At 63.7% G+C, this 22949-nt stretch carries 15 protein-coding genes and 2 riboswitches; of the genes, 4 read left to right on the forward strand and 11 right to left on the reverse strand.

The features are described 5' to 3' along the window. Nucleotides 1-5 precede the first annotated feature (5 nt). The 3 genes from BWP39_RS16985 (at nt 6) to BWP39_RS17000 (ending at nt 6153) form a co-directional block, all read left to right on the forward strand. The gene (locus BWP39_RS16985; RefSeq protein ID WP_207556863.1) at nt 6-272 is read left to right on the forward strand and encodes a hypothetical protein; all 267 of its coding nucleotides are present in this window, start codon (nt 6-8) and stop codon (nt 270-272) included. 687 nt (nt 273-959) lie between these two features. Next, nucleotides 960-4916: a trifunctional transcriptional regulator/proline dehydrogenase/L-glutamate gamma-semialdehyde dehydrogenase gene (gene putA / locus BWP39_RS16995; protein WP_096722024.1), complete on the forward strand. Its 3957-nt coding sequence runs from the start codon at nt 960-962 to the stop codon at nt 4914-4916. Nucleotides 4917-5004: 88 nt separating this feature from the next. Then, a complete protein-coding gene (locus BWP39_RS17000; RefSeq protein ID WP_096722026.1) occupies nt 5005-6153 on the forward strand; it encodes a branched-chain amino acid ABC transporter substrate-binding protein in 1149 nt (382 codons plus the stop codon). Between the two features lie 114 nt (nt 6154-6267). On the opposite strand, the gene BWP39_RS32110 is transcribed toward BWP39_RS17000, so the two are convergent. The 11 genes from BWP39_RS32110 to BWP39_RS17050 all read right to left on the reverse strand — a co-directional run bounded on the left by BWP39_RS32110 (nt 6268) and on the right by BWP39_RS17050 (nt 20529). Further along, nucleotides 6268-6891 carry a methyltransferase domain-containing protein gene (locus BWP39_RS32110; RefSeq protein ID WP_207556864.1) on the reverse strand — a complete coding sequence of 208 codons (624 nt, stop codon included), beginning with the start codon at nt 6889-6891 and terminating at the stop codon, nt 6268-6270. A 38-nt stretch (nt 6892-6929) separates the two neighbouring features. Further along, the gene (locus BWP39_RS32115) at nt 6930-7571 is read right to left on the reverse strand and encodes a glycosyltransferase family 32 protein (RefSeq protein ID WP_207556865.1); all 642 of its coding nucleotides are present in this window, start codon (nt 7569-7571) and stop codon (nt 6930-6932) included. A 28-nt stretch (nt 7572-7599) separates the two neighbouring features. Continuing rightward, entirely contained in the window at nt 7600-9075 is a 1476-nt protein-coding gene (locus tag BWP39_RS17010) for a glycosyltransferase family 2 protein (protein ID WP_096722028.1), read from the reverse strand. A gap of 205 nt (nt 9076-9280) precedes the next feature. Then, a complete protein-coding gene (locus BWP39_RS17015) occupies nt 9281-10990 on the reverse strand; it encodes a thiamine pyrophosphate-binding protein (protein WP_096722030.1) in 1710 nt (569 codons plus the stop codon). A 167-nt stretch (nt 10991-11157) separates the two neighbouring features. Further along, nucleotides 11158-12546, reverse strand: coding sequence for an L-serine ammonia-lyase (locus BWP39_RS17020; RefSeq protein WP_096722032.1), 1389 nt, complete (start codon nt 12544-12546; stop codon nt 11158-11160). Nucleotides 12547-12572: 26 nt separating this feature from the next. Then, the gene (locus BWP39_RS17025) at nt 12573-13739 is read right to left on the reverse strand and encodes an alginate lyase family protein (RefSeq protein WP_096722034.1); all 1167 of its coding nucleotides are present in this window, start codon (nt 13737-13739) and stop codon (nt 12573-12575) included. A 98-nt stretch (nt 13740-13837) separates the two neighbouring features. Further along, a complete protein-coding gene (gene gcvP, locus BWP39_RS17030) occupies nt 13838-16774 on the reverse strand; it encodes an aminomethyl-transferring glycine dehydrogenase (protein WP_096722036.1) in 2937 nt (978 codons plus the stop codon). A gap of 73 nt (nt 16775-16847) precedes the next feature. Beyond that, entirely contained in the window at nt 16848-17228 is a 381-nt protein-coding gene (gene gcvH, locus BWP39_RS17035; protein WP_096722038.1) for a glycine cleavage system protein GcvH, read from the reverse strand. A gap of 56 nt (nt 17229-17284) precedes the next feature. Next, nucleotides 17285-18403 carry a glycine cleavage system aminomethyltransferase GcvT gene (gene gcvT / locus BWP39_RS17040; RefSeq protein WP_096722696.1) on the reverse strand — a complete coding sequence of 373 codons (1119 nt, stop codon included), beginning with the start codon at nt 18401-18403 and terminating at the stop codon, nt 17285-17287. 79 nt (nt 18404-18482) lie between these two features. Next, a riboswitch (glycine riboswitch) is annotated at nt 18483-18616 on the reverse strand. A gap of 34 nt (nt 18617-18650) precedes the next feature. Next, a riboswitch (glycine riboswitch) is annotated at nt 18651-18754 on the reverse strand. A 200-nt stretch (nt 18755-18954) separates the two neighbouring features. Beyond that, nucleotides 18955-19305, reverse strand: coding sequence for a hypothetical protein (locus BWP39_RS17045; protein WP_091017099.1), 351 nt, complete (start codon nt 19303-19305; stop codon nt 18955-18957). Between the two features lie 174 nt (nt 19306-19479). Beyond that, entirely contained in the window at nt 19480-20529 is a 1050-nt protein-coding gene (locus tag BWP39_RS17050) for an oxidoreductase (protein ID WP_096722040.1), read from the reverse strand. 266 nt (nt 20530-20795) lie between these two features. On the opposite strand from BWP39_RS17050, the gene BWP39_RS17055 reads away from it, so the two are divergent. After that, complete coding sequence (locus BWP39_RS17055) at nt 20796-22892, forward strand: UvrD-helicase domain-containing protein (protein ID WP_096722041.1); 2097 nt, start codon at nt 20796-20798, stop codon at nt 22890-22892. Nucleotides 22893-22949: the final 57 nt, after the last annotated feature.

Below are 22949 nucleotides of genomic sequence, written 5' to 3' on the forward strand. Positions count from 1 at the left end.
GGGGCGTGACAAACAACGCGGCGAACGTGGCGAACGCATCCGCCCACGGAGGCGAAGCCTTCGCGGCGCGGGGTGACGCACAGCGCGCGCGCTGCGCCGCGTGCCGTCACCGCGTCGACGATCGGCACGTTCTGGAGCAGGAGATCGCCGGCCTGGTGGTGTTCGGCTCCGGCTTCGGCGCGAGCGTCGCAACCAGCCGGCTGTGCCGCGTGCACGACCAACTCGTCTCGCCCGACGATACCTGCAGCCAGTTCAGCCCACTCACCGCGTAACGCACTCGCGGCACGGCGTGACGGAGCGCTTCAACGGTCCGCGGGATGTCTCACTCGACGACACCTGCGGCCGGTTCAGCTCACTCAGCGTTTAAAGTCGCAGCCAGCGCACCGCATGACGGACCGCTTCAGCGGTTGGCCGGATGTCTCACCCGACGACACCTGCAGCCGGTTCAGCCCGCGGACCGCGTAACGCAACCGCCAACCGGTCTGGCTGATCGGCTTAGCGCTCCGCCGAAACCTCAGACCCCAACCTCGCCGGCGCCTTACGCGCCTCCCGCTCGGCCTCACGCCGCGTCGCGGAGCAAGTCGCGCCACGAATAAAGAAGATGGCGCAGAGCGCGCACATCGCCCAGATACCTGCAATTACTACCCACTTTTCCATTTCACTGCTCCCCGGGACTGCTTTTCGCACGCTGATGCGCGTGCTCTGTGTGATCTGTATAACGGCCGGACACCCATTCTGGTTGAGGGCAACCCTCAAGAAAATCGCCAGGGTAAATCCCGATCACGGTCCGCATCGGACCACCCCATGCGGTCGGGCGCAAACCGTTACGCAGCAAAGGTTTGGCAATGGTGCAACCGCAGCGGTGGACTGGTTGCACCTTTTTATTGGGAGGCGTACGATTCGGCCAACTTTTTAGTCTTTGGCCGGCGTCCGTCTCGCTGGCCCGTACAGAAGGAAACATGGCTAGCACCACCCTTGGCGTCAAGGTCGACGACCTCCTGCGCACCCGGCTGAAAGATGCCGCGACCCGTCTCGAACGCACTCCACACTGGCTGATCAAGCAGGCGATCTTCGCTTACCTCGAGAAAATCGAGCACGGCCAGTTGCCCGCCGAACTATCCGGTACCCACGGCTCGACCGAACTGGCCGATGCCGCCAGCGTCGAGGCGGAAGAAGACGGCGCCTCCCATCCGTTCCTCGAATTTGCGCAGAACGTGCAGCCGCAATCGGTGCTGCGTGCGGCGATCACAGCTGCGTACCGCCGGCCCGAGCCGGAGTGTGTGCCGTTCCTGATCGGCCAGGCGCGTTTGCCTGCGAATCTCGCCAGCGAGGTTGAGGCGCTGGCCAGTCGACTCGTCGAGACACTGCGCGCGAAGCGTTCGGGCGGCGGCGTCGAAGGCTTGATCCACGAGTTCTCTCTGTCGAGCCAGGAAGGCGTCGCGCTGATGTGTCTCGCCGAGGCGCTGCTGCGCATTCCCGACCGTGCGACGCGCGATGCGTTGATCCGCGACAAGATCAGCAAGGGCGACTGGAAGTCGCACGTCGGCCAGGCGCCGTCGCTGTTCGTCAACGCTGCGACGTGGGGCTTGATGATCACCGGCAAGCTGATCACCACGAACAGCGAGACGGGTCTGTCGTCGGCGCTGACGCGCATGATCGGCAAGGGCGGCGAGCCGCTGATCCGCAAGGGCGTCGACATGGCGATGCGCCTGATGGGCGAACAGTTCGTCACCGGCGAAAACATTTCCGAAGCGCTCGCGAACAGCCGCAAATACGAAGCACGCGGCTTCCGCTACTCGTACGACATGCTCGGCGAAGCCGCGACGACCGAAGCCGATGCACAGCGCTACTACGCATCGTACGAACAGGCGATCCACGCGATCGGCAAGGCCGCTGGCGGCCGCGGCATCTATGAAGGTCCGGGCATCTCGATCAAGCTGTCGGCGCTGCACGCGCGTTACTCGCGCGCGCAGCACGAACGCACGATGAGTGAGCTGCTGCCGCGCGTGCGTGCGCTCGCCATCCTCGCGCGCCGCTACGACATCGGTCTGAACATTGACGCCGAAGAAGCGGATCGCCTCGAAATTTCGCTCGATCTGCTCGAAGCGCTGTGCTTCGATCCGGAGCTGGCGGGCTGGAACGGTATCGGTTTTGTCGTGCAGGCGTACCAGAAGCGCTGCCCGTTCGTGATCGACTACATCGTCGATCTGGCGCGCCGCAGCCGTCACCGCATCATGGTGCGGCTCGTGAAGGGCGCGTACTGGGACACCGAAATCAAACGCGCGCAGGTGGATGGGCTCGAAGGCTATCCGGTGTACACGCGCAAGATCTACACCGATGTGTCGTACGTGGCGTGCGCGAAAAAGCTGCTCAGCGCGCCCGATGCGGTGTATCCGCAGTTCGCGACGCACAACGCGCACACGCTGTCGGCGATCTATCACCTGGCCGGCCAGAACTACTATCCTGGCCAGTACGAGTTCCAGTGCCTGCACGGCATGGGCGAACCGCTGTACGAGGAAGTGACCGGCCCGCTGTCTGCTGGGAAACTGAACCGGCCGTGCCGCGTGTATGCGCCGGTCGGTACGCACGAAACGCTGCTCGCGTACCTCGTGCGCCGTCTGCTCGAGAACGGCGCGAACACGTCGTTCGTGAACCGCATCGCCGATGAATCGGTGCCGGTCAAGGAACTGATCGCCGATCCGGTTGACGAAGCCACCAAGATCGTGCCGCTCGGCGCACCGCACGCGAAGATTCCGCTGCCGCGCAATCTATACGGCGCGGAGCGCGTCAATTCGATGGGCCTCGATCTGTCGAACGAACACCGGCTCGCGTCGCTGTCGTCGGCGTTGCTGGCGAGTGCGCATCATCCGTGGCGCGCCGCGCCGATGCTCGAAGATCACGCGATCCCCGACGGCGTGGCGCGCGATGTACGCAATCCCGCCGATCATCGCGACCTGGTCGGCACCGTCGTCGATGCGACGTCCGAGCAGGTTAGCGCTGCACTGACGCATGCCGTGTCGGCCGCGCCGATCTGGCAAGCGACGCCGGTCGAAGCGCGCGCCGATTGTCTCGCGCGTGCCGCCGATCTGCTCGAAGCGCAGATGCACACGTTGATGGGTCTCGTCGTACGCGAAGCGGGCAAGTCGCTGGCGAACGCGGTGTCGGAAATCCGCGAAGCGATCGATTTCCTGCGCTACTACTCGACGCAGATTCGCAGCGAGTTTTCGAACGACACGCACCGGCCGCTCGGCCCGGTGGTGTGTATCAGCCCGTGGAATTTCCCGCTCGCGATCTTCATGGGCCAGGTGGCCGCGGCGCTGGCCGCCGGCAACACGGTGCTAGCCAAACCCGCCGAACAAACCCCGTTGATCGCGGCCCAGGCCGTGCGCATCCTGCGCGAAGCCGGTGTACCGGCGGGCGCGGTGCAGCTGCTGCCGGGCGATGGCGAAACGGTCGGCGCGGCACTGGTGGCCGATGCGCGCGTGCGTGCAGTGATGTTCACCGGTTCGACGGAAGTCGCGCGCCTGATCAACAAGACACTGTCTAGCCGCCTCGATGCCGACGGCCGCCCAATCCCGCTGATCGCCGAAACCGGCGGCCAGAACGCGATGATCGTCGACTCGTCGGCGCTCGCGGAACAGGTCGTCGCGGACGTGTTGCAGTCGTCATTCGATTCGGCCGGTCAACGGTGTTCCGCGTTGCGCGTTCTGTGTCTGCAGGATGATATTGCAGACCGTACGCTCGACATGCTGACCGGCGCGATGCGCGAACTCGCGGTGGGCAATCCGGATCGTCTGTCGGTGGATGTCGGTCCGGTGATCGATGCCGAAGCGAAGCGCGGCATCGATGCACACATCGCGGCGATGCGCGAGAAGGGTCGCAAAGTGGTTCAGCTGTCGATGCCCGACGGCGGTACGCACGGCACGTTCGTTCCGCCCACTTTGATCGAACTCGACAGCATCGACGAACTGAAGCGCGAAGTGTTTGGTCCGGTGCTGCATGTCGTGCGCTATCGCCGCAGTGCGCTCGACAAGCTGCTCGAACAGATTCGCGCTACCGGTTATGGCCTGACGCTCGGCATTCATACGCGCATCGACGAGACGATTGCGCACGTGCTTGCCCGTGCGCATGTCGGCAACATTTATGTGAACCGCAACGTGATCGGGGCGGTGGTCGGGGTGCAGCCGTTCGGTGGCGAAGGGCTGTCGGGTACCGGTCCGAAGGCCGGCGGCGCGCTGTATCTGCAGCGGCTGCTGGCCACACGCCCGGCCGGCCTGCCGAAGTCGCTCGCGCAGACGCTCATAGTGGACGCACCGCAAGCAGCGGAAAACAGCGACAATCCACACTCTGTGCCGTCCGCCCAGGCCGCGCTGACTACGTTGCGCGACTGGCTGATCGGCGAGCGCGAAGCCGCGCTGGCAGCACGTTGCGAAGCCTATCTGGCGCACGTGCTGGCCGGTGCGACCGCCGTGCTGGCAGGCCCGACCGGTGAGCGCAACACGTACACGCTCAGCGCACGCGGCACGGTGCTGTGTGTACCGACCACCGCGAGCGGTGCGCGTGTGCAGTTCGCCGCGGCACTGGCCACCGGCAACCGCGCGTTGTTTGAAGGCGCAGCTGGCGAGCAGCTTGTCGCCGCGCTGCCCGCCGCGCTGAAGCAGCATGCGAGCGTGCGCAAGAACGCCGACGCCGCCTTCGATGCCGTGCTGTTCGAAGGCGACAGCGACGAACTGCTCGCGCTGGTGAAGGAAGTCGCGAAACGTTCGGGACCGATCGTCTCGGTGCAGGGTGTCGCGGCACGGGCACTGGAAAGCGGCGAGGAAGATTACGCGCTCGAACGTCTGCTGACGGAGCGTTCGGTGAGCGTGAATACGGCAGCAGCAGGGGGCAATGCTAATTTGATGACGATCGGTTGAGCGAACCTTATCGATCCATTCAAAAAATAACGGAAGCGGTACGGCGACCCCGCAATCGCTCCATTTACACCTGAACCAAGGAGAAGCTATGCAACACACGATGAAACAGCTGGCAGGCGCAACACTGGTTGCCGCAATGTCGCTGGCGGGGACCGCACACGCGCAGCAGGCAGAGGACGTCAAGGTGGGTTTCGCGGGTCCGATGACGGGCGCCCAGGCACACTACGGCAAGGACTTCCAGAACGGCGTCACGCTCGCCATCGAAGACTTCAATGCGACGAAGCCGGTGATCGGCGGCAAGCCGGTGCGCTTCGTGCTGGATTCGGCGGATGACCAGGCCGACCCGCGCACGGGCACGACCGTGGCACAGAAGCTCGTCGACGACGGCATCAAGGGCATGCTCGGCCACTTCAACTCGGGCACGACGATTCCGGCTTCGCGCATCTATGCGAACGCGGGCATTCCGGAAATCGCGATGGCGACGGCGCCTGAGTACACGCAACAAGGCTTCAAGACCACGTTCCGCATGATGACGTCCGACACGCAGCAAGGTTCGGTCGCCGGTACGTTCGCGGTGAAGAAGCTCGGCGTGAAGAAGATCGCGATCGTCGACGACCGCACGGCATACGGCCAGGGTCTGGCCGACCAGTTCGAGAAGGCCGCGAAGGCAGCGGGTGGCACGATCGTCGATCGTGAATACACGAACGACAAGGCCGTCGACTTCAAGTCGATCCTGACCAAGCTGAAGGCTGCGAACCCAGACCTGATCTATTACGGCGGCGCCGATTCGCAGGCTGCACCGATGGCCAAGCAGATGAAGGCGCTTGGCGTGAAGGCACCGCTGATGGGCGGCGAAATGGTTCACACGCCGACCTTCCTGCAACTCGCGGGTGACGCGGCGAACGGTACGGTGGCGTCGCTGGCTGGTCTGCCGCTGGAAGAAATGCCGGGTGGCAACGACTACGTCGCGAAGTACAAGAAGCGTTTCGGTGAAGACGTGCAGACGTACTCGCCGTACGCCTACGACGGCGCAATGGCGATGTTCAACGCGATGAAGAAGGCGAACTCGACCGATCCGGCCAAGTACCTGCCGTTCCTCGCGAAGACCGACATGCCGGCTGTCACGTCGAAGAGCCTGCAGTACGACGCGAAGGGCGACCTGAAGAACGGCGGCATCACGCTGTACAAGGTTGTCGACGGCAAGTGGACGACGCTGGAAAGCGTGGGCGGTAAGTAAGCGCTAGCAGGTTGCGCGGCGACGAGACACGTCACACGTCGCGTCGCGCTGGATGGAAAAAATGCCTTGAGGCTTCGCGGCCTCAAGGCATTTTTGTTTATAGCGCGAGCGATGCTACGACACGTCGACCGGCGCTTCCTTCGATGCAATCAGCAGCAGCGAAATATTGTTGAAGAAGAACATCCCCTTCACATGCCACGACGTGTACTTGCGGATCACGTTGAGCAACGTGTACGGCGTGAACCAGTAGTTATGATCGGGGTGCACGATCTCGACGAAGGTCTCGTCGCGATCGACGAAATCGAAGTGTCGCGGGTAACACTGCACGGCGTCGGGCACAGTAATCACGACGTTGCCGAAATCGATCCGGTCGATCTGTTCGAGAAACGACGCGACATTGCCGACGTGTTCGAGCACTTCGGGAATCAGCACGATATCGACGGGGCCTTGCACCTGTGCGAGGTCCGCATACAGCGGTTGATTGCAGTGCTGCGCGAGTTCGCGCAAGCCGTTCTCGTCGGCATCGACGCCGATCAGCTCCGTGCAGACGCCGGAATTCAGCAGGCTCAGATGCAGGTTGCTGCGCGGATCGAAGATCGGCGAATCGACGCAGCCCACGTGCAGCACGCGCTTGCCCGTACACATACTGACCAGCGCAGCCGTGCGGTCGTGCCCGGCCAGTTGCCGCGATACCGCGACCTTCTGCACGAAGAACGGCGCATGCAATTGTTCAAGCACGCTATGCGCCGGCTGGACGGGAGGAAGAGGGGCTGTGCTCAATTGAATTCCAGTGCACGAAGGCTTTCGTAGTTGTTGAACGTGCTGCCCCAGAACTGCTTCGCGTACACCCGGCCACTGCCCGTATAAGTCTGGCCGCTGTGATGACGCGGAATGAAGTAGTGGCTAGGGAACACCGTCAGATCGTTCGGCTTGAACTCGTGTACGGCCTGCGTGAAGCGCAGCGGTCCGACTGTTTTCCACGCGCGATCGTTGCAGACGGTCGGCAGCCGGCGAATGTCGTCGACCATCTTCTTGAAGAGCGGATGCCCTGGCCGCGCACCGACATAACCGGCGGCCATCAGGCCCGGCGCGGCCAGTTCGTTTTCCCAGCACGTGAAGAGATCGCAGTCGAACAGCTCGGCATCGAGCGGACGCACGCAGACGCTGTCGGCATCGACGGCGAACCCGCCGTACCAGTAGAGGAACTGCCAGCGCATCAAATCGGCGACGCCGTTCAGTTCCTTCGACCACATCTCCTGCATCTGCGCGGCGTTAGGCCAGCGATGATTGCGCAGGTCGTCGTTGCCCCAGATGCGGATCTGCAGATCGGGGTTGAACTTGCGCCACGTGTCGATGCAGTTGTCCGGGCGCTTCGACTGATCGCCGACCCAGATGATGTGCAGCAGTTTCGGAATCATGGCTGTGGAGTCGTGAGAGAAAGCAGCATTACACGCGATGCTTCAGATACGTCGACCATTTCTGATGCGCGCGGTAGTACGCCTCTTCCTCCGCGCTCAAACCCGATTCCTTGTACCAGGGCAGATGCCGGCAGGTGTAGCTGCCCGCGAAGCGCACACCGCAGATATGCCGCTCGCGATTGAAATAGCGCTTGTTGTAGACGGCGAACGTCGTATCGAGCGGTGCGTTGTAGATCGGGTCTCCTCGCAGCGTCGCGCCGATCTGCTGCTGCCAGAAACGCGATTCCCATTCCCAGATCGAGTAGTCGCGATCGCCGTAACGGAAGCGGTCATCCTGCATCGTGTGCGGATTCGCGATGTCGAGTGCGAAGCCTGCTTTGCCGACGCGGAAATGTTCGGTGGCTTCGATCAGTTCGAAGAGAAACTCGCGCGGCAGGGCGCGGTTGAATTCGAGGTCCGGGTCGGTGATGCAGAAAATGTCCGGTAGCCGCGCGTAGTTCGCTTCTGACAGGAAAATGCTATGCGGCCCGGCGTTGTGGTCGAGCTTGACCACGACGTGTTCGTCCTGAAGCCTGTCGAGGTACGACAGCATGTCGGGCGCGCTCGATGCGTTGTCGACGATCACCAGGTTGCGCAAGCCCGCGGCCTGCAACTGCGGAATCATGTTGCGCAGGTAGGTCGCGTTGTTGAACGTCGGGATCAGCACGGGGACGTTCGCGACGAGACCGCCGGCGAGATGTCGATAGAAGCGGCTATCTTCGTGCGTTGCGGTGGCGTCGGCATACGTGAGTGGCGCGATGGCAGGTGCGGACGATGCGGTTGTAACCGGTGCGCTGTGCGACTTCGCAACGGCCTCAGTCTCAACGGCTGCCAGCGCATCGGCCAGATCGCTCTGCACGCCTTCGTCATCGGGTAGAAGGTGTGCTGCGCGGCGCAACGGTTCCACTGCGGCCGCGTGCTTGCCCTGTTGCGTGAACGCGGTTGCCAGCGCCTGCCAGCCGAGCGCGAAATCGGGCAGCAGCGCAGTCAGCTGACCCGCCACCGATTCCGCATCTTCAAAGCGTCGCTTGTCGAGCAGCACCGCGAGCGTCGACATGAACTCCGCGACAAGCGCAGCCAGTTCTTCCGCCGATGCATCCGCAATCTGCGCGGGCTGCAGATCGAGTGCCACCGGATCGATGCCGCGCTGTTGCGCTTCCTTCACGACCTGGCGCGCGGTCTCGGTCCAGCCGGCGTTTGTCAGCGCATCGATATAGCCAGTCCAGAAGCGCGGCTCCGCAGGCGCGGCTTCGATCGCGGCGCGGAAATACGGCTGCGCGCTATCGAGCCGGTTCGATTGGGCGATCGCCATACCGAGCAGATGGTTGGCGTCGGCGTTATCGGGCAACGCAGCAAGAATCCGCCGATACGCCGCTTCGGCCTCGCCGTAGTGCCCCGACTGTTGATGAGCGACCGCCTGCTCGAGCTCGGCGCCGAGGTCGACCGCGGTGAGGGTGTCATTCATGGGCGAAGGTGGCGCGAAGTTGGCAAGTTAGCGACAGTGGGATTTGCGCAGGCATTTCCCGATTTGACGCATATTGCCTACAACGGCACACGACGCATTGGCCGAACAGAAGGCGAATTGGTGCCCAGTTCGATTGTTCGCGGGAGGAGGGGGAGACCGGCCGTCCATTGGCGGACGGCCGTAGGGGTTCAGGCCGAGACTAGGACTAGCTGGCTGCGCCCCGCAGCTTGCGCCCTTGCTCGCGCACCTGTTCGAGCGTTGCGCCAGGCGTGCTCGCTTCCTGCGGCATGCGGATTTCGATCAGCGCCGCGCATTTGGCGGCGCGCGCGCGTTCTAAAGCGGGCAGGAAATCGGCGGTGCGCTCGACGGTTTCGCCGTGTGCGCCGAACGAGCGCGCAAACGCGGCGAAATCGGGGTTGGTGAGCCCCGTGCCATGTACGCGATTCGGATAGTGCCGCTCCTGATGCATCCGGATCGTGCCGAAGTGGCTGTTGTTCACGACAATGAACAGCACGTGCAGGTCGTATTGCATCGCGGTCGCGAGTTCCTGCGCGGCCATCATGAAGCAGCCGTCGCCAGCCAGCGCGACCACGTCCCGGTCGCGATACAGCGACTTCGCGGCAATCGCGGCCGGTACGCCGTAGCCCATCGCGCCGCTCGTCGGCGCGAGCTGCGAGCGGAAATGCCGATACGAAAAGTGCCGATGCAGCCACGTCGCGTAGTTGCCCGCGCCGTTCGTCACGATCGCATCGACGGGCAGGTGCTCGCGCAACTGCTGCATCACTTCGCCGAGCTGCACGTCGCCAGGGATCGTGCGCGGCTTGCGCCATTCGAGGTACGCGCGGTGCGCTTCTTCGGCAGCGCCGGCCCACGGTAGCGTAGCGGGCGCTTTCAGCGCGGCAAGTTGTTCGGCCAGCTCTGGCATGCCGGAGACGATCGGCAGATCGGCGGCATACACGCGGCCCAGTTCTTCGGCCCCCTGATGCACGTGCACGAGCGTCTGCTTCGTCTTCGGAATCTCGAGCAACGTGTAGCCGTTGGTCGTCGCTTCACCAAGCCGCGGACCGAACGCTAGCAGCAAGTCAGCATCGCTGATCCGTTTGGCGAGCGCGGGGTTGATGCCGAGACCGACATCGCCGGCGTAGTTCGGGTGTTCGTTGTCGAGCGTGTCCTGAAAGCGGAACGCGAGTCCAACCGGCAGTTGCCACTGCTCGACGAAGCGTTGCAGGTCCGCGCATGCGGCTGGCGTCCAGCCGCTGCCGCCAGCGATCAGCATCGGCCGTTGCGCGCCTTCGAGCAGTTGTCGCAAACGCTCGATCTGCGCCGGTGCGGGCGCTGCCGCCACGCGGTGATAACGAGGCGCGCCCGGCACGACCGGACACAGGTCGCTCAGCACATCTTCAGGGAGCGACAGCACGACTGGACCGGGGCGGCCCGACGTCGCGGTATGGAACGCGTGGCTCAGGTATTCGGGAATCCGCCGCGGATCGTCGATCTGCGCGACCCACTTCGCCATCTGGCCAAACATGCGCCGATAGTCGATTTCCTGGAACGCCTCGCGGTCCAGATGCTCGCGTGCGCACTGGCCGATCAGCAGGATCATCGGCGTCGAGTCCTGAAACGCCGTATGCACGCCGATCGATGCATGCGTCGCACCCGGTCCGCGCGTGACGAGCGCGACACCCGGCCGCCCCGTCAGCTTGCCAGTCGCTTCCGCCATATTGGCCGCCGCCGCTTCGTGCCGGCAAACGATCGTCTCGATGCGTTCCGTTTCATCGTGCAGCGAATCGAGAACGGCGAGAAAACTTTCGCCAGGCACGCAGAAAACACGTTCGACGCCATGCGTGAGCAACGCATCGACGACAAGGCGCGCACCGGTGGTGGTGGCGGAGGCGGAATCATTCGGCAGCGGCATTGCAGAAAATCCTCGTGAGGTGGTCGGACAAACCGGTCAGTGATCTGGCTTCGACAGCTTACGCCGGCAGGCGACGAGATGTCACCGGGGGCGCGGGGCGCACGCTTACGAAAGCGCTACAGGCGAGCGGCCGCGCTTAAAAAAACCGTTAGCAAGCCCAAGCCGCATCAGCATTCGACGATATTCACCGCCAGCCCGCCGCGCGACGTTTCCTTGTATTTGGTCTTCATGTCGGCGCCGGTTTCGCGCATCGTCTTGATGACCGAATCGAGCGATACGTAGTGGCTGCCGTCGCCGCGCAGCGCCATACGTGCGGCGTTGACCGCTTTCACGGAAGCCATCGCATTGCGTTCGATACACGGAATCTGCACCATCCCGCCGACCGGATCGCAGGTGAGGCCGAGATTGTGTTCCATGCCGATCTCAGCGGCGTTCTCGACCTGCGAGGGCGTGCCGCCCATCACCGCCGCGAGCGCCGCGGCCGCCATCGAGCACGCGACGCCCACTTCGCCCTGGCAGCCCACTTCGGCACCGGAGATCGAGGCATTCAGCTTGTACAGGATGCCGATGGCGGCGGCCGTCATCAGGAAGTCGATCACGCCTTGCTCGTTCGAGCCGGGCATGAAGCGCATGTAGTAATGCAGCACGGCCGGAATGATGCCGGCCGCGCCATTGGTCGGCGCGGTGACGACACGGCCGCCAGCCGCGTTCTCTTCGTTCACGGCGATCGCGTACAGGTTGATCCAGTCGATCATCGACAGCGGGTCCTGTAACGCGCGCTCGGGGTTGCCCGACAGCGAGCGATACAACTGCGGCGCACGGCGCTTGACCTGGAACGGCCCTGGCAGCGTGCCGGCGGCATCGGGGTTGCCGATGCCGCAGCCGCGCGCGACGCACGACTGCATCACGTCCCAGATTTTCAGCAGGCCGGCGCGCGTTTCTTCTTCGGTATGCCACGCACGCTCGTTGTCCCACATCAACTGCGCAATCGACTTGCCGCTCTCGGCGCACATCGCGAGCAGATCGTTGCCGCTGCGAAACGGATATGGTAGCTGGTCGGCGGCCGACAGCACCTTCGTGTTCGGCGCGCCGGCCGTCACGACAAAACCGCCACCTACCGACAGATACGTCGACTCGCGCAGCGCGGCGCCTTGTGCATCGAACGCGCGCAGCGTCAGGCCGTTCGGATGTTCGGCGAGCGCCTGGCGATAGAACGAGATGTGATCTTTCAGCACGAACGGCACGTCGTGCTTGCCGAGCAACGCCAGCGTGCGCGACTTGCGAATCGCTTCGAGCCGCTCGACGATCGTGTCGGGGTTGACGGTATCGGGCGCATCGCCGAGCAGGCCGAGCATCACGCCGCGATCGGTGCCGTGACCTTTACCGGTCGCGCCGAGCGAACCGTACAGGTCGACCTTCACGGAAGCCGTGTTCGCGAGCAGCCCATCGCGTTCGAGCCCCTGCACGAACATCAGCGCGGCGCGCATCGGCCCGACCGTATGCGAACTGGACGGACCAATGCCGATCTTGAAGAGGTCGAACACGCTGACGGCCATTACTGCTCCTGCAAATAAAAGTGGGGTTAGCGCGCCGGCAGCGGCAGACACACGGCGAGCCAGGCAGGCGGCGTCGGTGCCAGCCGCAGTGCGATCGGCGTGTAGCGCCCATCGAGCCGCGCGGCAAGGTGAAACAGTTCTGTCGCGCTCTTCGGGTCCCACGGACCCGCGTAGCCGGGCAAGCCGGCCTCGCGACGTTTTGCATCGAACGGCACGCTCGAACGCACGAATTCATCATGTGTCTTCGTCCCGAGCGCGTAAGGCGTGAGCCAGTTCAACGCATCGGCGAGTGACGCGTCGGTCGCTGCGCGCTGCGGCAACCAGTTGCGGTTGTGGCGACGCGCGGCGAGTGCTGCCGTGACGAGCGGTTGCAGATCGTAGGTCACGTAATGCAGCGCATCGCGTTCCGCGAAATCGACCGTCGAGCCATCGGGCGCAATGTTGTCGCCGACATGCTCGACGAACAGCCGCTGCGCCGCATCGATCATCTTGCGGTTATCGAGCGTGAAAGCCGCCATCGAGATCAGCTTGACCCGGTGGCTCTGCCAGTTGTTGCGATACGTGCCGGTGAGCGGCCGCGGCTGCGCATCGATCTGCGCGATGTAACCGTTGGCGAACTTCGTCAGGAACGCCATCGACGCATTGCGCGTTTTCACCGGCAACGCGCTCGCCGTCATGTCGTAGGCGAGGATCAATCCCTCGAAATGCGTTTCATCGATGGGATTGAAGCTCGGCTGATAGGTCGTGACCCACGCATACAACACCCGGTCGACAAACTTCAGATAGCGGTCATCACTGGTTGCGCGCCAGGCAAGCGCCGCGTCGCGCAACAGATCGAGGTCCTTCTGGGCCTCGACGCTCTGGTCGTAAATGCCTTCGTGCGGCAGCGTGCCTTCGGTATGCAGGCGCGCCACGGCGTGCGCCGGATCGTTCAGATGTGCCTGCACGTTCGCGACCAGCGCCTTGACGCCGGGATCTGCGTTCGTACGTTCACTGGTTTGCAGCGCGGGCGCGGCGCAGAAATTCATCGCGGCGCGCGCATGCTGCACACCGAGCAACATCATTCCGCCGAGCAGCATCGCAGCCAGCGGCGTCTTCGTTTCCCGCCTGCGGGGCACATCCGTCGCCGCCGCCGTTGACACACCACCCATCGACACGGACCGGCATTGCATCGTTCGCACCATTCTCGCCATGCGAAACTCCTTCGTTAGGCTGATTCGGTGTGTGATGTTAGCCGGTCCTGCGTTAAAACGGTGCAACGAGGTTGCACCCGGACTGTGGCGTGCCTATGTCACGAATAGTCGGCGATCGGTACGCACGAGCAGAACAGATTGCGGTCGCCGTACGCGTTGTCGGCGCGACCGACCGGCGGCCAGTACTTGCGCGCGACCAGCGAAGCGAGCGGATACGCGGCAGCTTCGCGCGCATATGCATGCTTCCAGCCGTCGTCGACCACGACTGCCGCGGTGTGCGGCGCGTGCTTCAGCGGATTGTCTTCGCGGTCCGCGCGACCTTCCTCGACGGCACGAATCTCATCGCGAATCGCGATCATCGCTTCGACGAAACGATCGAGTTCTTCCTTCGATTCCGATTCGGTCGGCTCGACCATCAGCGTGCCCGGCACCGGGAAGCTCATCGTCGGGGCGTGGAAGCCGTAGTCGATCAGGCGCTTGGCGACGTCGTCGACGGTGATGCCGCTCGTGTCCTTGATCGGACGCAGATCGAGAATGCATTCGTGCGCGACGAGTCCGCCCGGGCCCGAGTACAGCACCGGGTAATGCGGCGCGAGCTTCTTCGCGACGTAGTTGGCGTTGAGGATCGCGGTTTCGGTCGCCGCGGTGAGGTTCTTCGCGCCCATCATCGCGATGTACATCCACGAGATTGGCAGGATCGAGGCGGAGCCGTACGGCGCCGACGATACTGCGCCAATGCCTTGCGGCGCGCGCTCATAACCCGACGACACCTGGTTCGGCAGGAACTTCGCCAGATGCGCGCCGACTGCGACCGGACCGACTCCCGGGCCGCCACCGCCGTGCGGAATACAGAAAGTCTTGTGCAGGTTCAGGTGCGACACGTCGCCGCCGAACTGGCCCGGCGCCGTGAGGCCGACCATCGCGTTCATGTTCGCGCCGTCCACATACACCTGGCCGCCGTGTGCATGCACGATTTCGCAGATTTCGCGGACGTTCTGTTCGAACACGCCGTGTGTAGACGGATACGTGATCATGATCGCCGCGAGCTTGTCCTTGTGCTGCCCGGCCTTGGCCTTCAGGTCGTCGATGTCGACGTTACCTTGCGCATCGCAGGCCACCACGACGACCTGCATACCGGCCATCTGTGCGGAGGCCGGGTTCGTGCCGTGTGCGGAAGCGGGGATCAGGCACACGTTGCGATGACCTTCGCCGCGCGACTCGTGATACGCGTGAATGATCAGCAGGCCCGCGTACTCGCCTTGCGAGCCGGCATTCGGTTGCAGCGACACGGCCGCGTAGCCGGTTGCGGCGACCAGCATCTGTTCGAGCTGATCGATCATCTCGCGATAACCGACGGTTTGCGCGGCCGGTGCGAACGGGTGGATCTGGCCGAATTCGGGCCACGTGACCGGGAGCATCTCCGAGGTCGCGTTGAGCTTCATCGTGCACGAACCGAGCGGGATCATCGAGCGGTCGAGCGCGAGGTCCTTGTCCGCGAGGCTGCGCAGATAACGCAGCATTTCGGTTTCGGAATGGTGACGGTTGAAGACGTGGTGCGTCAGGTAGGTGCTCGTGCGGACGAGTTCTGACGGAATCGACAGAGCGTCAGCCTTCGCCAGTTCGGCGTCGAGCGTATCGATCTGCAGTACATCTGCGGAACCGGCAGCTTGCGCGAACACCGCCAGCAGATCGGCGAGATCGCCGCGCGTGGTGGTTTCATCGATCGACAGTCCGACGCGCGTGTCGCTCACGCGGCGCAGGTTGATGCGCTTCGCCACGGCCGCATCGAGCAGCGCCTGGGTGCGCGCGCCGGTGTCGAACGTGAGCGTGTCGAAGAAAGTCGTATTGACGGCCGTGTAGCCGAGCTGTTTCGCACCCGCTGCGAGCAGCGCCGCGATGCGGTTCACGCGCAGTGCGATCGTCTTCAGGCCGTGCGGGCCGTGGTAGACCGCGTACATGCTCGCCATGATCGCGAGCAGCGCCTGCGCCGTGCAGACATTCGACGTCGCTTTTTCGCGGCGGATATGTTGTTCGCGCGTTTGCAGCGCGAGACGCAGCGCGGGCTTGCCTTGCGCGTCGACGGTCACACCGACCAGGCGCCCCGGCATCTGCCGCTTGAATTCGTCGCGCACTGCGAGGTACGCCGCGTGCGGGCCGCCGAAGCCGACCGGCACGCCAAAGCGTTGCGAGTTACCGACCGCGACGTCCGCGCCCCATTCGCCGGGCGGCGTGAGGACGGTCAGCGCGAGCAGATCGGCGGCGGCGACCACGTGGCCGCCCGCTGCGTGGATCGCTTCGGCGAGCGCGCGATAATCGTGCACATCGCCGTTCACGCCCGGGTATTGCAACAGCACGCCGAAAGCATTTGCGTGTGCGGCTTCGGCGGCGGGGCCGACTTTCACCTCGATGCCGACCGGCTTCGCGCGCGTCTTCACGACTTCGATGGTTTGCGGCAGCACGTCGTCAGCCACGTAGAACACGTTCGACTTCGGCTTGCCCGCGCGTTGCAGCAGCGTCATCGCTTCGGCGGCGGCCGTGGCTTCATCGAGCAGCGATGCGTTGGAGATGGCGAGACCGGTCAGGTCGAGGATCATCTGCTGGAAATTCAGCAGCGCTTCGAGCCGGCCTTGCGAGATTTCGGGTTGATACGGCGTGTACGCGGTGTACCACGCCGGGTTTTCGAGCACATTGCGCAGGATCACCGCCGGCGTGTGCGCGTTGTAATAGCCCTGGCCGATGTACGAGCGGAACACCTGGTTCTGGTCCGCGAGTTCACGTAGCGCCGCGAGTGCTTCCGCTTCGCTCTTCGGCTGCGCGAACGGACCGAGCGGCAGCGTCTCAGTGCGGCGGATTGCTTGCGGAATGACCGCGTCGATCAGGGCGGCGCGCGACGCGAAACCGAGCGCGTCGAGCATGGCCTGTTGATCGGCGCCATCCGGGCCGATGTGCCGTTCGGCGAATGCGTCGTGCACTTCGAGCGCGGCGAGCGAGAGAGGGGTGCGGTTCATCAGACGATCCGGATGTTCGAGCTTCATGGCAGTCCTGCGGGCGCGGGGCGCGGCTCAGGCGACTGGGCCGGCGCGCGCCGCGCGGTTCGTGAGTAAAAAGTTAATCGATCAGCTTGCTGTAGGCGGCGGCGTCGATCAGCGCGTCGGTCGATGCACCAGCCGCGAGCTTGATCTTGAAGAGCCATGCGCCGTATGCATCGCTGTTGACGTCGTCCGGGGTATCGGCGATCGCCGAGTTGACCGCGACGATCTCGCCCGCTACCGGCGAATAGATGTCGGATGCAGCCTTCACCGATTCAACGACGCCGATCGCATCGCCCGCCTTCACGCTCTTGCCGACTTCCGGCAATTCGAGGAAGACGATGTCGCCGAGCGTGCTTTGCGCGTGGTCGGTGATGCCGACTGTCAGCGTGCCGTCCGCTTCAGTGCGGATCCACTCGTGTTCTTCGGTGTATTTCAGATCGGCCGGGACGTTGCTCATCGGATGCTCCTGGTGTGTATGCGTTAGGTAAGGGTCGGGCGCCGCGGGGCGGGCGGTCAGACAGCCAGCACTTTGCCGTTGCGCACGAACGGCAGTTTTACCACGCGCGCGGGAAAATTCTTGTCACGGATCTGCACCTGCACCGTGTCGCCGATGGCAACGGCGGTCGGGACGCGCGCGAACGCGATCGATTCCTGCATCGTCGGCGAAAACGTACCGCTCGTGATCTCGCCGTCGCCGTGCGGTGTAACGACCTTTTGATGCGCGCGCAGCACGCCGCCCGCCTTGCCGTTTTCCTTCTGCAGGATCAGCCCGACGAACGTGCTGCGCGCGCCGTTTGCCTCGAGCGGCGCCCGGCCGACGAAGTCGCGCGGCTGCGTGAGATCGACCGTCCATGCGAGACCGGCGTCGAGCGGCGACACGTTGTCATCCATGTCCTGACCGTAGAGATTCATGCCTGCTTCGAGGCGCAGCGTGTCGCGTGCGCCGAGGCCGCACGGGCTTACGCCCTGACGTTGCAGCGCATCCCAGAACTCACAGACGAAGCTGGCCGGCAGCACGATCTCGAAGCCGTCTTCGCCGGTGTAGCCGGTGCGCGCGATCATCAACTCGCCGAACGGCGTGCTGTCGATTGTCGCGGCGTTGAAGGGTTTCAGGAGTTCGGTAGCGGTGCGGGTGGACGGCGCGACTTGCCAGACCTTGTTGCGTGCGTTCGGGCCTTGCACGGCGACGATCGCGAGATCGCGGCGCGGCGTGATGGTGAGGCCGAAGCCGCCCGTCGTATTGAGCTGGTTGAACCACGCGAGGTCTTTTTCGGCGGTACCGGCATTGACGACTACGCGGAAGGTATCGTCGGCGAAGTAATAGACGATCAGATCGTCGATCACGCCGCCGTTCGGGTTCAGCATGCACGAGTAGAGCGCGCGGCCCGGGGTTTGCAGCTTGCCGACGTTGTTGGCGAGCGCGTGCTCGAAGAAGGCGCGCGCTTTCGCGCCGGTCACATCGACGACGCACATGTGCGAGACGTCGAACATGCCCGCATCGGTGCGGACTGCGCGGTGTTCGTCGATCTGCGAACCGTAGTTGACAGGCATGTCCCAGCCGCCAAAGTCGACCATGCGGGCGTTAAGCGCGCAATGCGTGGCGTGGAGCGGGGTGCGTTTGGGTTCGGTCATCGGGGCCTCGGGCGTTTCGCAAACAAAAAAGGCCATGCAGCGCAATCCTCGCGGCCTGATGCCTGCGAACGATACGGTGCATGACCCCTCTGTCCTCGATACCTGAGAGATTGCGCTGCTACGACTGTGCAACGGTGTCGTGGCGAAACGCGCGCCCCTTCGGTGGGCAGCTTGCCAGAATGATGGCTACTGCCGCTCTCCAGAGTGCGAAAACCGGTGCCAGATGATGCACGGCGAATGACGGATTTCGACGCGGTCGGTCCTTTTGCCTGAGAGTTTGTGGGTGTGCCCCTTCGGCGGCGCGGCCTGCTTGAAACTGCGGTGGCCAGCGCGCTCTCCCGACGCGTGCGGCCGAATGTACGCGAGCCCCGGAGGCTTGTCAAATGGACGATTGGGAGCCGCGCGGGCACGCGTGCGGCGATGCCCGGCGCGGTGCTGCAAGCGTCGCACGCGCCGAAAATATGGGCGGATCCGGGTCGCTGATCGGGGCCAAAAACGCAGACGGCCCGCGCAGCGTCATGCTGCGCGGGCCGTCTTTGGAAAGCAGGCGCTTACTGGTCGATAGCGTGCGCGGCGCCGTCGAGTTCCTGATTCAGCACGCGCTGTTCGTCGCTGGACAGACCGACGCCGTGCTGCGCGGCCATGTCGCGCGATTCCTGGCGGATCACGTCGAGCCGGTGATGCAGCGCTGCACCTTGCGGCGGCGGATAGTAGCCCTGGTTCACGCGGTTATCGATGCGGCGGCCCAGGTTGTCGATGCGGCCGTTGACCTGATCGAAACGCTGGATCGCAACTTCTCGCGGAGTCGGACCCGTGTGCACGGTTTCCGGCGGCGCGACCACACAGGCCGCCAGCGACGAAACCAGCGCGACGCCTGCCAGTGCGCGAATGAAGCGTTGCATACCTTTCTCCTTGTTGCCTTGTTGTTGTGTCCGGGATTGTCGCCGGTCCGAAACGTTACCGCACAAGAACGACCGGCCGGTAACGCGCGATGACGTGCCGGGCCGTTTATTTGTAACCGTTTGTGCGGTGGTGGGTTGCTTTCGGTTTGTCAGGTTTGCGGGTGCTCAGGTTGTTCAGGCGCGCTGTGCGAACGGCAGCCGGCGGCCCTCCTCTGCGCTGCGGGCGGCGAGTTCGATGATCGTCATCACGTCGACGGCGTCCTGCGGGCTGACCGGGAACGGTGTCCCTTCGTGAATCGACGCCGCGACGGCGCGATAGAAGTCCGCGTAAGCCCCGTCGAGTGTCGGCAGATCGCTTTCTACTTCGTCGTCGCCTTCCAGCACGCGCAGCCGGCCCGGCGTATTGCCGCCGCCGAAGCCCGGCTGGCCGGGACGCAAGCCCGCCTTCAGCTGGTCTTCCTGCGTGTCGAGGCCGTGCTTCACATAGCTGCCGCGCGTACCGTGAATCGCGAAGCGCGGCGGCGCGAGCGCCGTCAGCGCGCTCGCATGCAGCACGACTTCAAGGTTCGGGTAGCCAAGCTGCAGATGCACGTAATCAGGAGCGCTACCCGCGTCGCGATGCAGCGCGACGGTTGCGTACACCGTCGACGGCGCGCCAAACAACGCCAGCGCCTGGTCGATCAGATGCGGGCCGAGGTCGAACAGCAGGCCGCCGCCGCGCGTCGCGTCTTCGCGCCAGCGCTGCCGCACGAACGGACGGAAGCGGTCGAAATGCGATTCGAAATGCGTCACGCGACCGAGCTGCCCACTTGCAAGCAGCGCACGCACGGTGAGGAAGTCGCCGTCCCAGCGACGGTTGTGAAACGGCGCGAACAACAGGCCCTTCGTGCGAGCGAGGTCGGCGAGGGTGCGGGCTTCGTCGGCGGTCAGCGTGACGGGCTTGTCGACGACCACGTGCTTGCCGCCTTCGAGCGCGCGTTTCGCGAGATCGTAGTGCGTGTCGTTCGGTGTCGCGATGACGATGCATTCGATGTCGTCGAGTGCGACGAGCGCATCGAGATCGCGGACGATCTTCGCATCCGGAAAGTCGGCCTGCGCGCGTTCGGGCTGACCGGTGGCGATGGCGGCGACGCTTGCGCGTCCGCAATGGGCGATGACCGGCGCGTGAAACGTCTGGCCGGCGAAACCGTAACCCATCAGGCCGGTTTTTAGCGGTGAAGTCATGGGAGCATTTCCTGCGATAAAAGCTAAAAGGGCGCGCAACGGCGACATTCTGGCATGGGTGGCGCGTAGATCGAGCGCGGGTTTGACGTTACGGCTATGTGACTAGCGGCGCGGTGCCGCTTCAGGCCGTTGCGCGATGCATGAGATGTCGTTCATCCGTGTTAACATCGCCGGTCTCGCGCAACGGGGATTCGCGTAGGTAAGCCGTTGCGCCGCATGTCTCAAGGGTCCTTGCGCCCTCAACCGTTACACCCCATCCACTGACGATGTCCGCAGGTCTAAACCCCGCTCAAAACGAAGCGGTGCGCTATCTCGATGGTCCGTGTCTTGTGCTGGCCGGCGCTGGCAGCGGCAAGACGCGCGTCATCACACAGAAGATCGCGCACCTGATCGAAGCCAAAGGCTTCGAGCCGCGCCACATCGCCGCCGTCACGTTCACGAACAAGGCCGCGGCGGAAATGCGCGAGCGCGTCGGCAAACTGCTCGAAGGCAAGACGCTCACGACGCCGGGCAAGGAAGGCCGCAAGGTCCCCGTCAATCAGCTCACCGTGTGCACGTTCCACTCGCTTGGTGTGCAGATCCTGCGTCAGGAAGCCGAGCATGTGGGTCTGAAGCCGGGGTTCTCGATCATGGATTCCGACGACTGCTTCGGCATGGTGCAGGAACAGATCGGTACGACGGACAAAGGCCTGATCCGCAAGATCCAGTCGATCATCTCGCTGTGGAAGAACGGCCTCATCATGCCCGACGAGGCGATGGCGATCGCCGCGAATGAAGACGAACAACAGGCGGCGATTGTTTATCGCAACTACGTGGCGACGCTGCACGCGTACCAGGCCGTCGATTTCGACGATCTGATCCGTTTGCCCGCCGAACTGTTCGCGCGAAACGAGCAGGTGCGCGACCGCTGGCAGAACAAACTGCGCTACCTGTTGATCGACGAGTACCAGGACACCAATGCGTGCCAGTACGAACTGCTCAAGCAACTGGCCGGCCCGCGCGCTGCGTTTACCGCAGTGGGCGACGACGACCAGGCGATCTACGGATGGCGCGGCGCCACGCTCGAAAATCTTGCGCAGCTTGGCAAGGATTTTCCGAAGTTGCATCTGGTGAAGCTTGAACAGAACTATCGGTCGACGGTGCGGATTCTGACTGCGGCTAATAACGTCATTGCGAACAATCCGAAGCTGTTCGAGAAGAAGTTGTGGTCCGAGCACGGCATGGGCGACACGATTTCGGTGACGCCTTGCAACGATGAAGAACATGAAGCGGAATCAGTGGTGTTCAGGCTGTCCGCGCATAAGTTCGAACGGCGTGCGCAGTTTCGCGATTACGCGATCCTGTATCGCGGTAATTTTCAGGCGCGCATCTTCGAACAGGTGCTGCGGCGCGAGCGGATTCCGTATGTGCTGTCGGGTGGCCAGTCGTTTTTCGATAAGGCCGAGATCAAGGATATCTGTGCGTATTTGCGGTTGATCGCGAATGCTAACGACGATCCCGCTTTCATTCGCGCGATTACTACGCCGCGGCGTGGTGTCGGCAATACGACGCTCGAAGCGCTTGGCTCGTTTGCGGGGCAGGCGAAGGTGTCGCTGTTCGAGGCGGTGTATATGGGCGGCATCGAGGCTCGGTTGTCGGCGCGCCAGGTCGAACCGCTGCGCGCGTTCTGCGATTTCATGCAGCGCCTCACCGACCGCGCGGACAAGGATGCCGCGACGACGCTGCTCGACGACATGATGGAGGCGATTCACTACGAGGCGTACCTGTACGACACGTTCGATGAGCGCCAGGCGCAGTCGAAGTGGCAGAACGTGCTCGAGTTTATCGAGTGGTTAAAGCGTAAGGGCACCAAGCCCGAGCCGGAGATTTCCGCGGATGGTGACAGTGAAGCGACCGGCTATGACAACGCCGATGGTCTCGCGGATACCGGCAAGAACCTGCTGGGGTTGATCCAGACGGTTGCGCTGATGTCGATGCTCGAAGGGAAGGAAGAAGATCCCGATGCGGTGCGGCTATCTACGGTGCATGCGTCGAAGGGGCTCGAGTATCCGCATGTGTTTCTGGTCGGCGTCGAGGAAGGGATCATGCCGCATCGCGGCGGGTCCGACGATGCGCCAATCGACGATGCGCGTATCGAAGAAGAACGGCGATTGATGTACGTCGCGATTACGCGGGCGCAACGCAGTTTGCATCTGAACTGGTGCAAGAAGCGTAAGCGCGCGCGAGAGACGGTGGTGTGCGAGCCTTCGCGGTTTATTCCGGAGATGGAGCTTGATGACGCGCCGCCGCCTACTGCCGATGAGGCGCCGATGTCGCCTAAAGACCGGTTGGCGAGTTTGAAGGCGTTGTTGCAGAAGCCTTGAGTGTGTTGGGCCTTGTGTGTGGGGTGAGATGGGAAGACCCTTACCGCACGAGGCTCA

The sequence above is a fragment of the Paraburkholderia acidicola genome (assembly GCF_002362315.1).
GTDB classification, from domain to species: domain Bacteria; phylum Pseudomonadota; class Gammaproteobacteria; order Burkholderiales; family Burkholderiaceae; genus Paraburkholderia; species Paraburkholderia acidicola.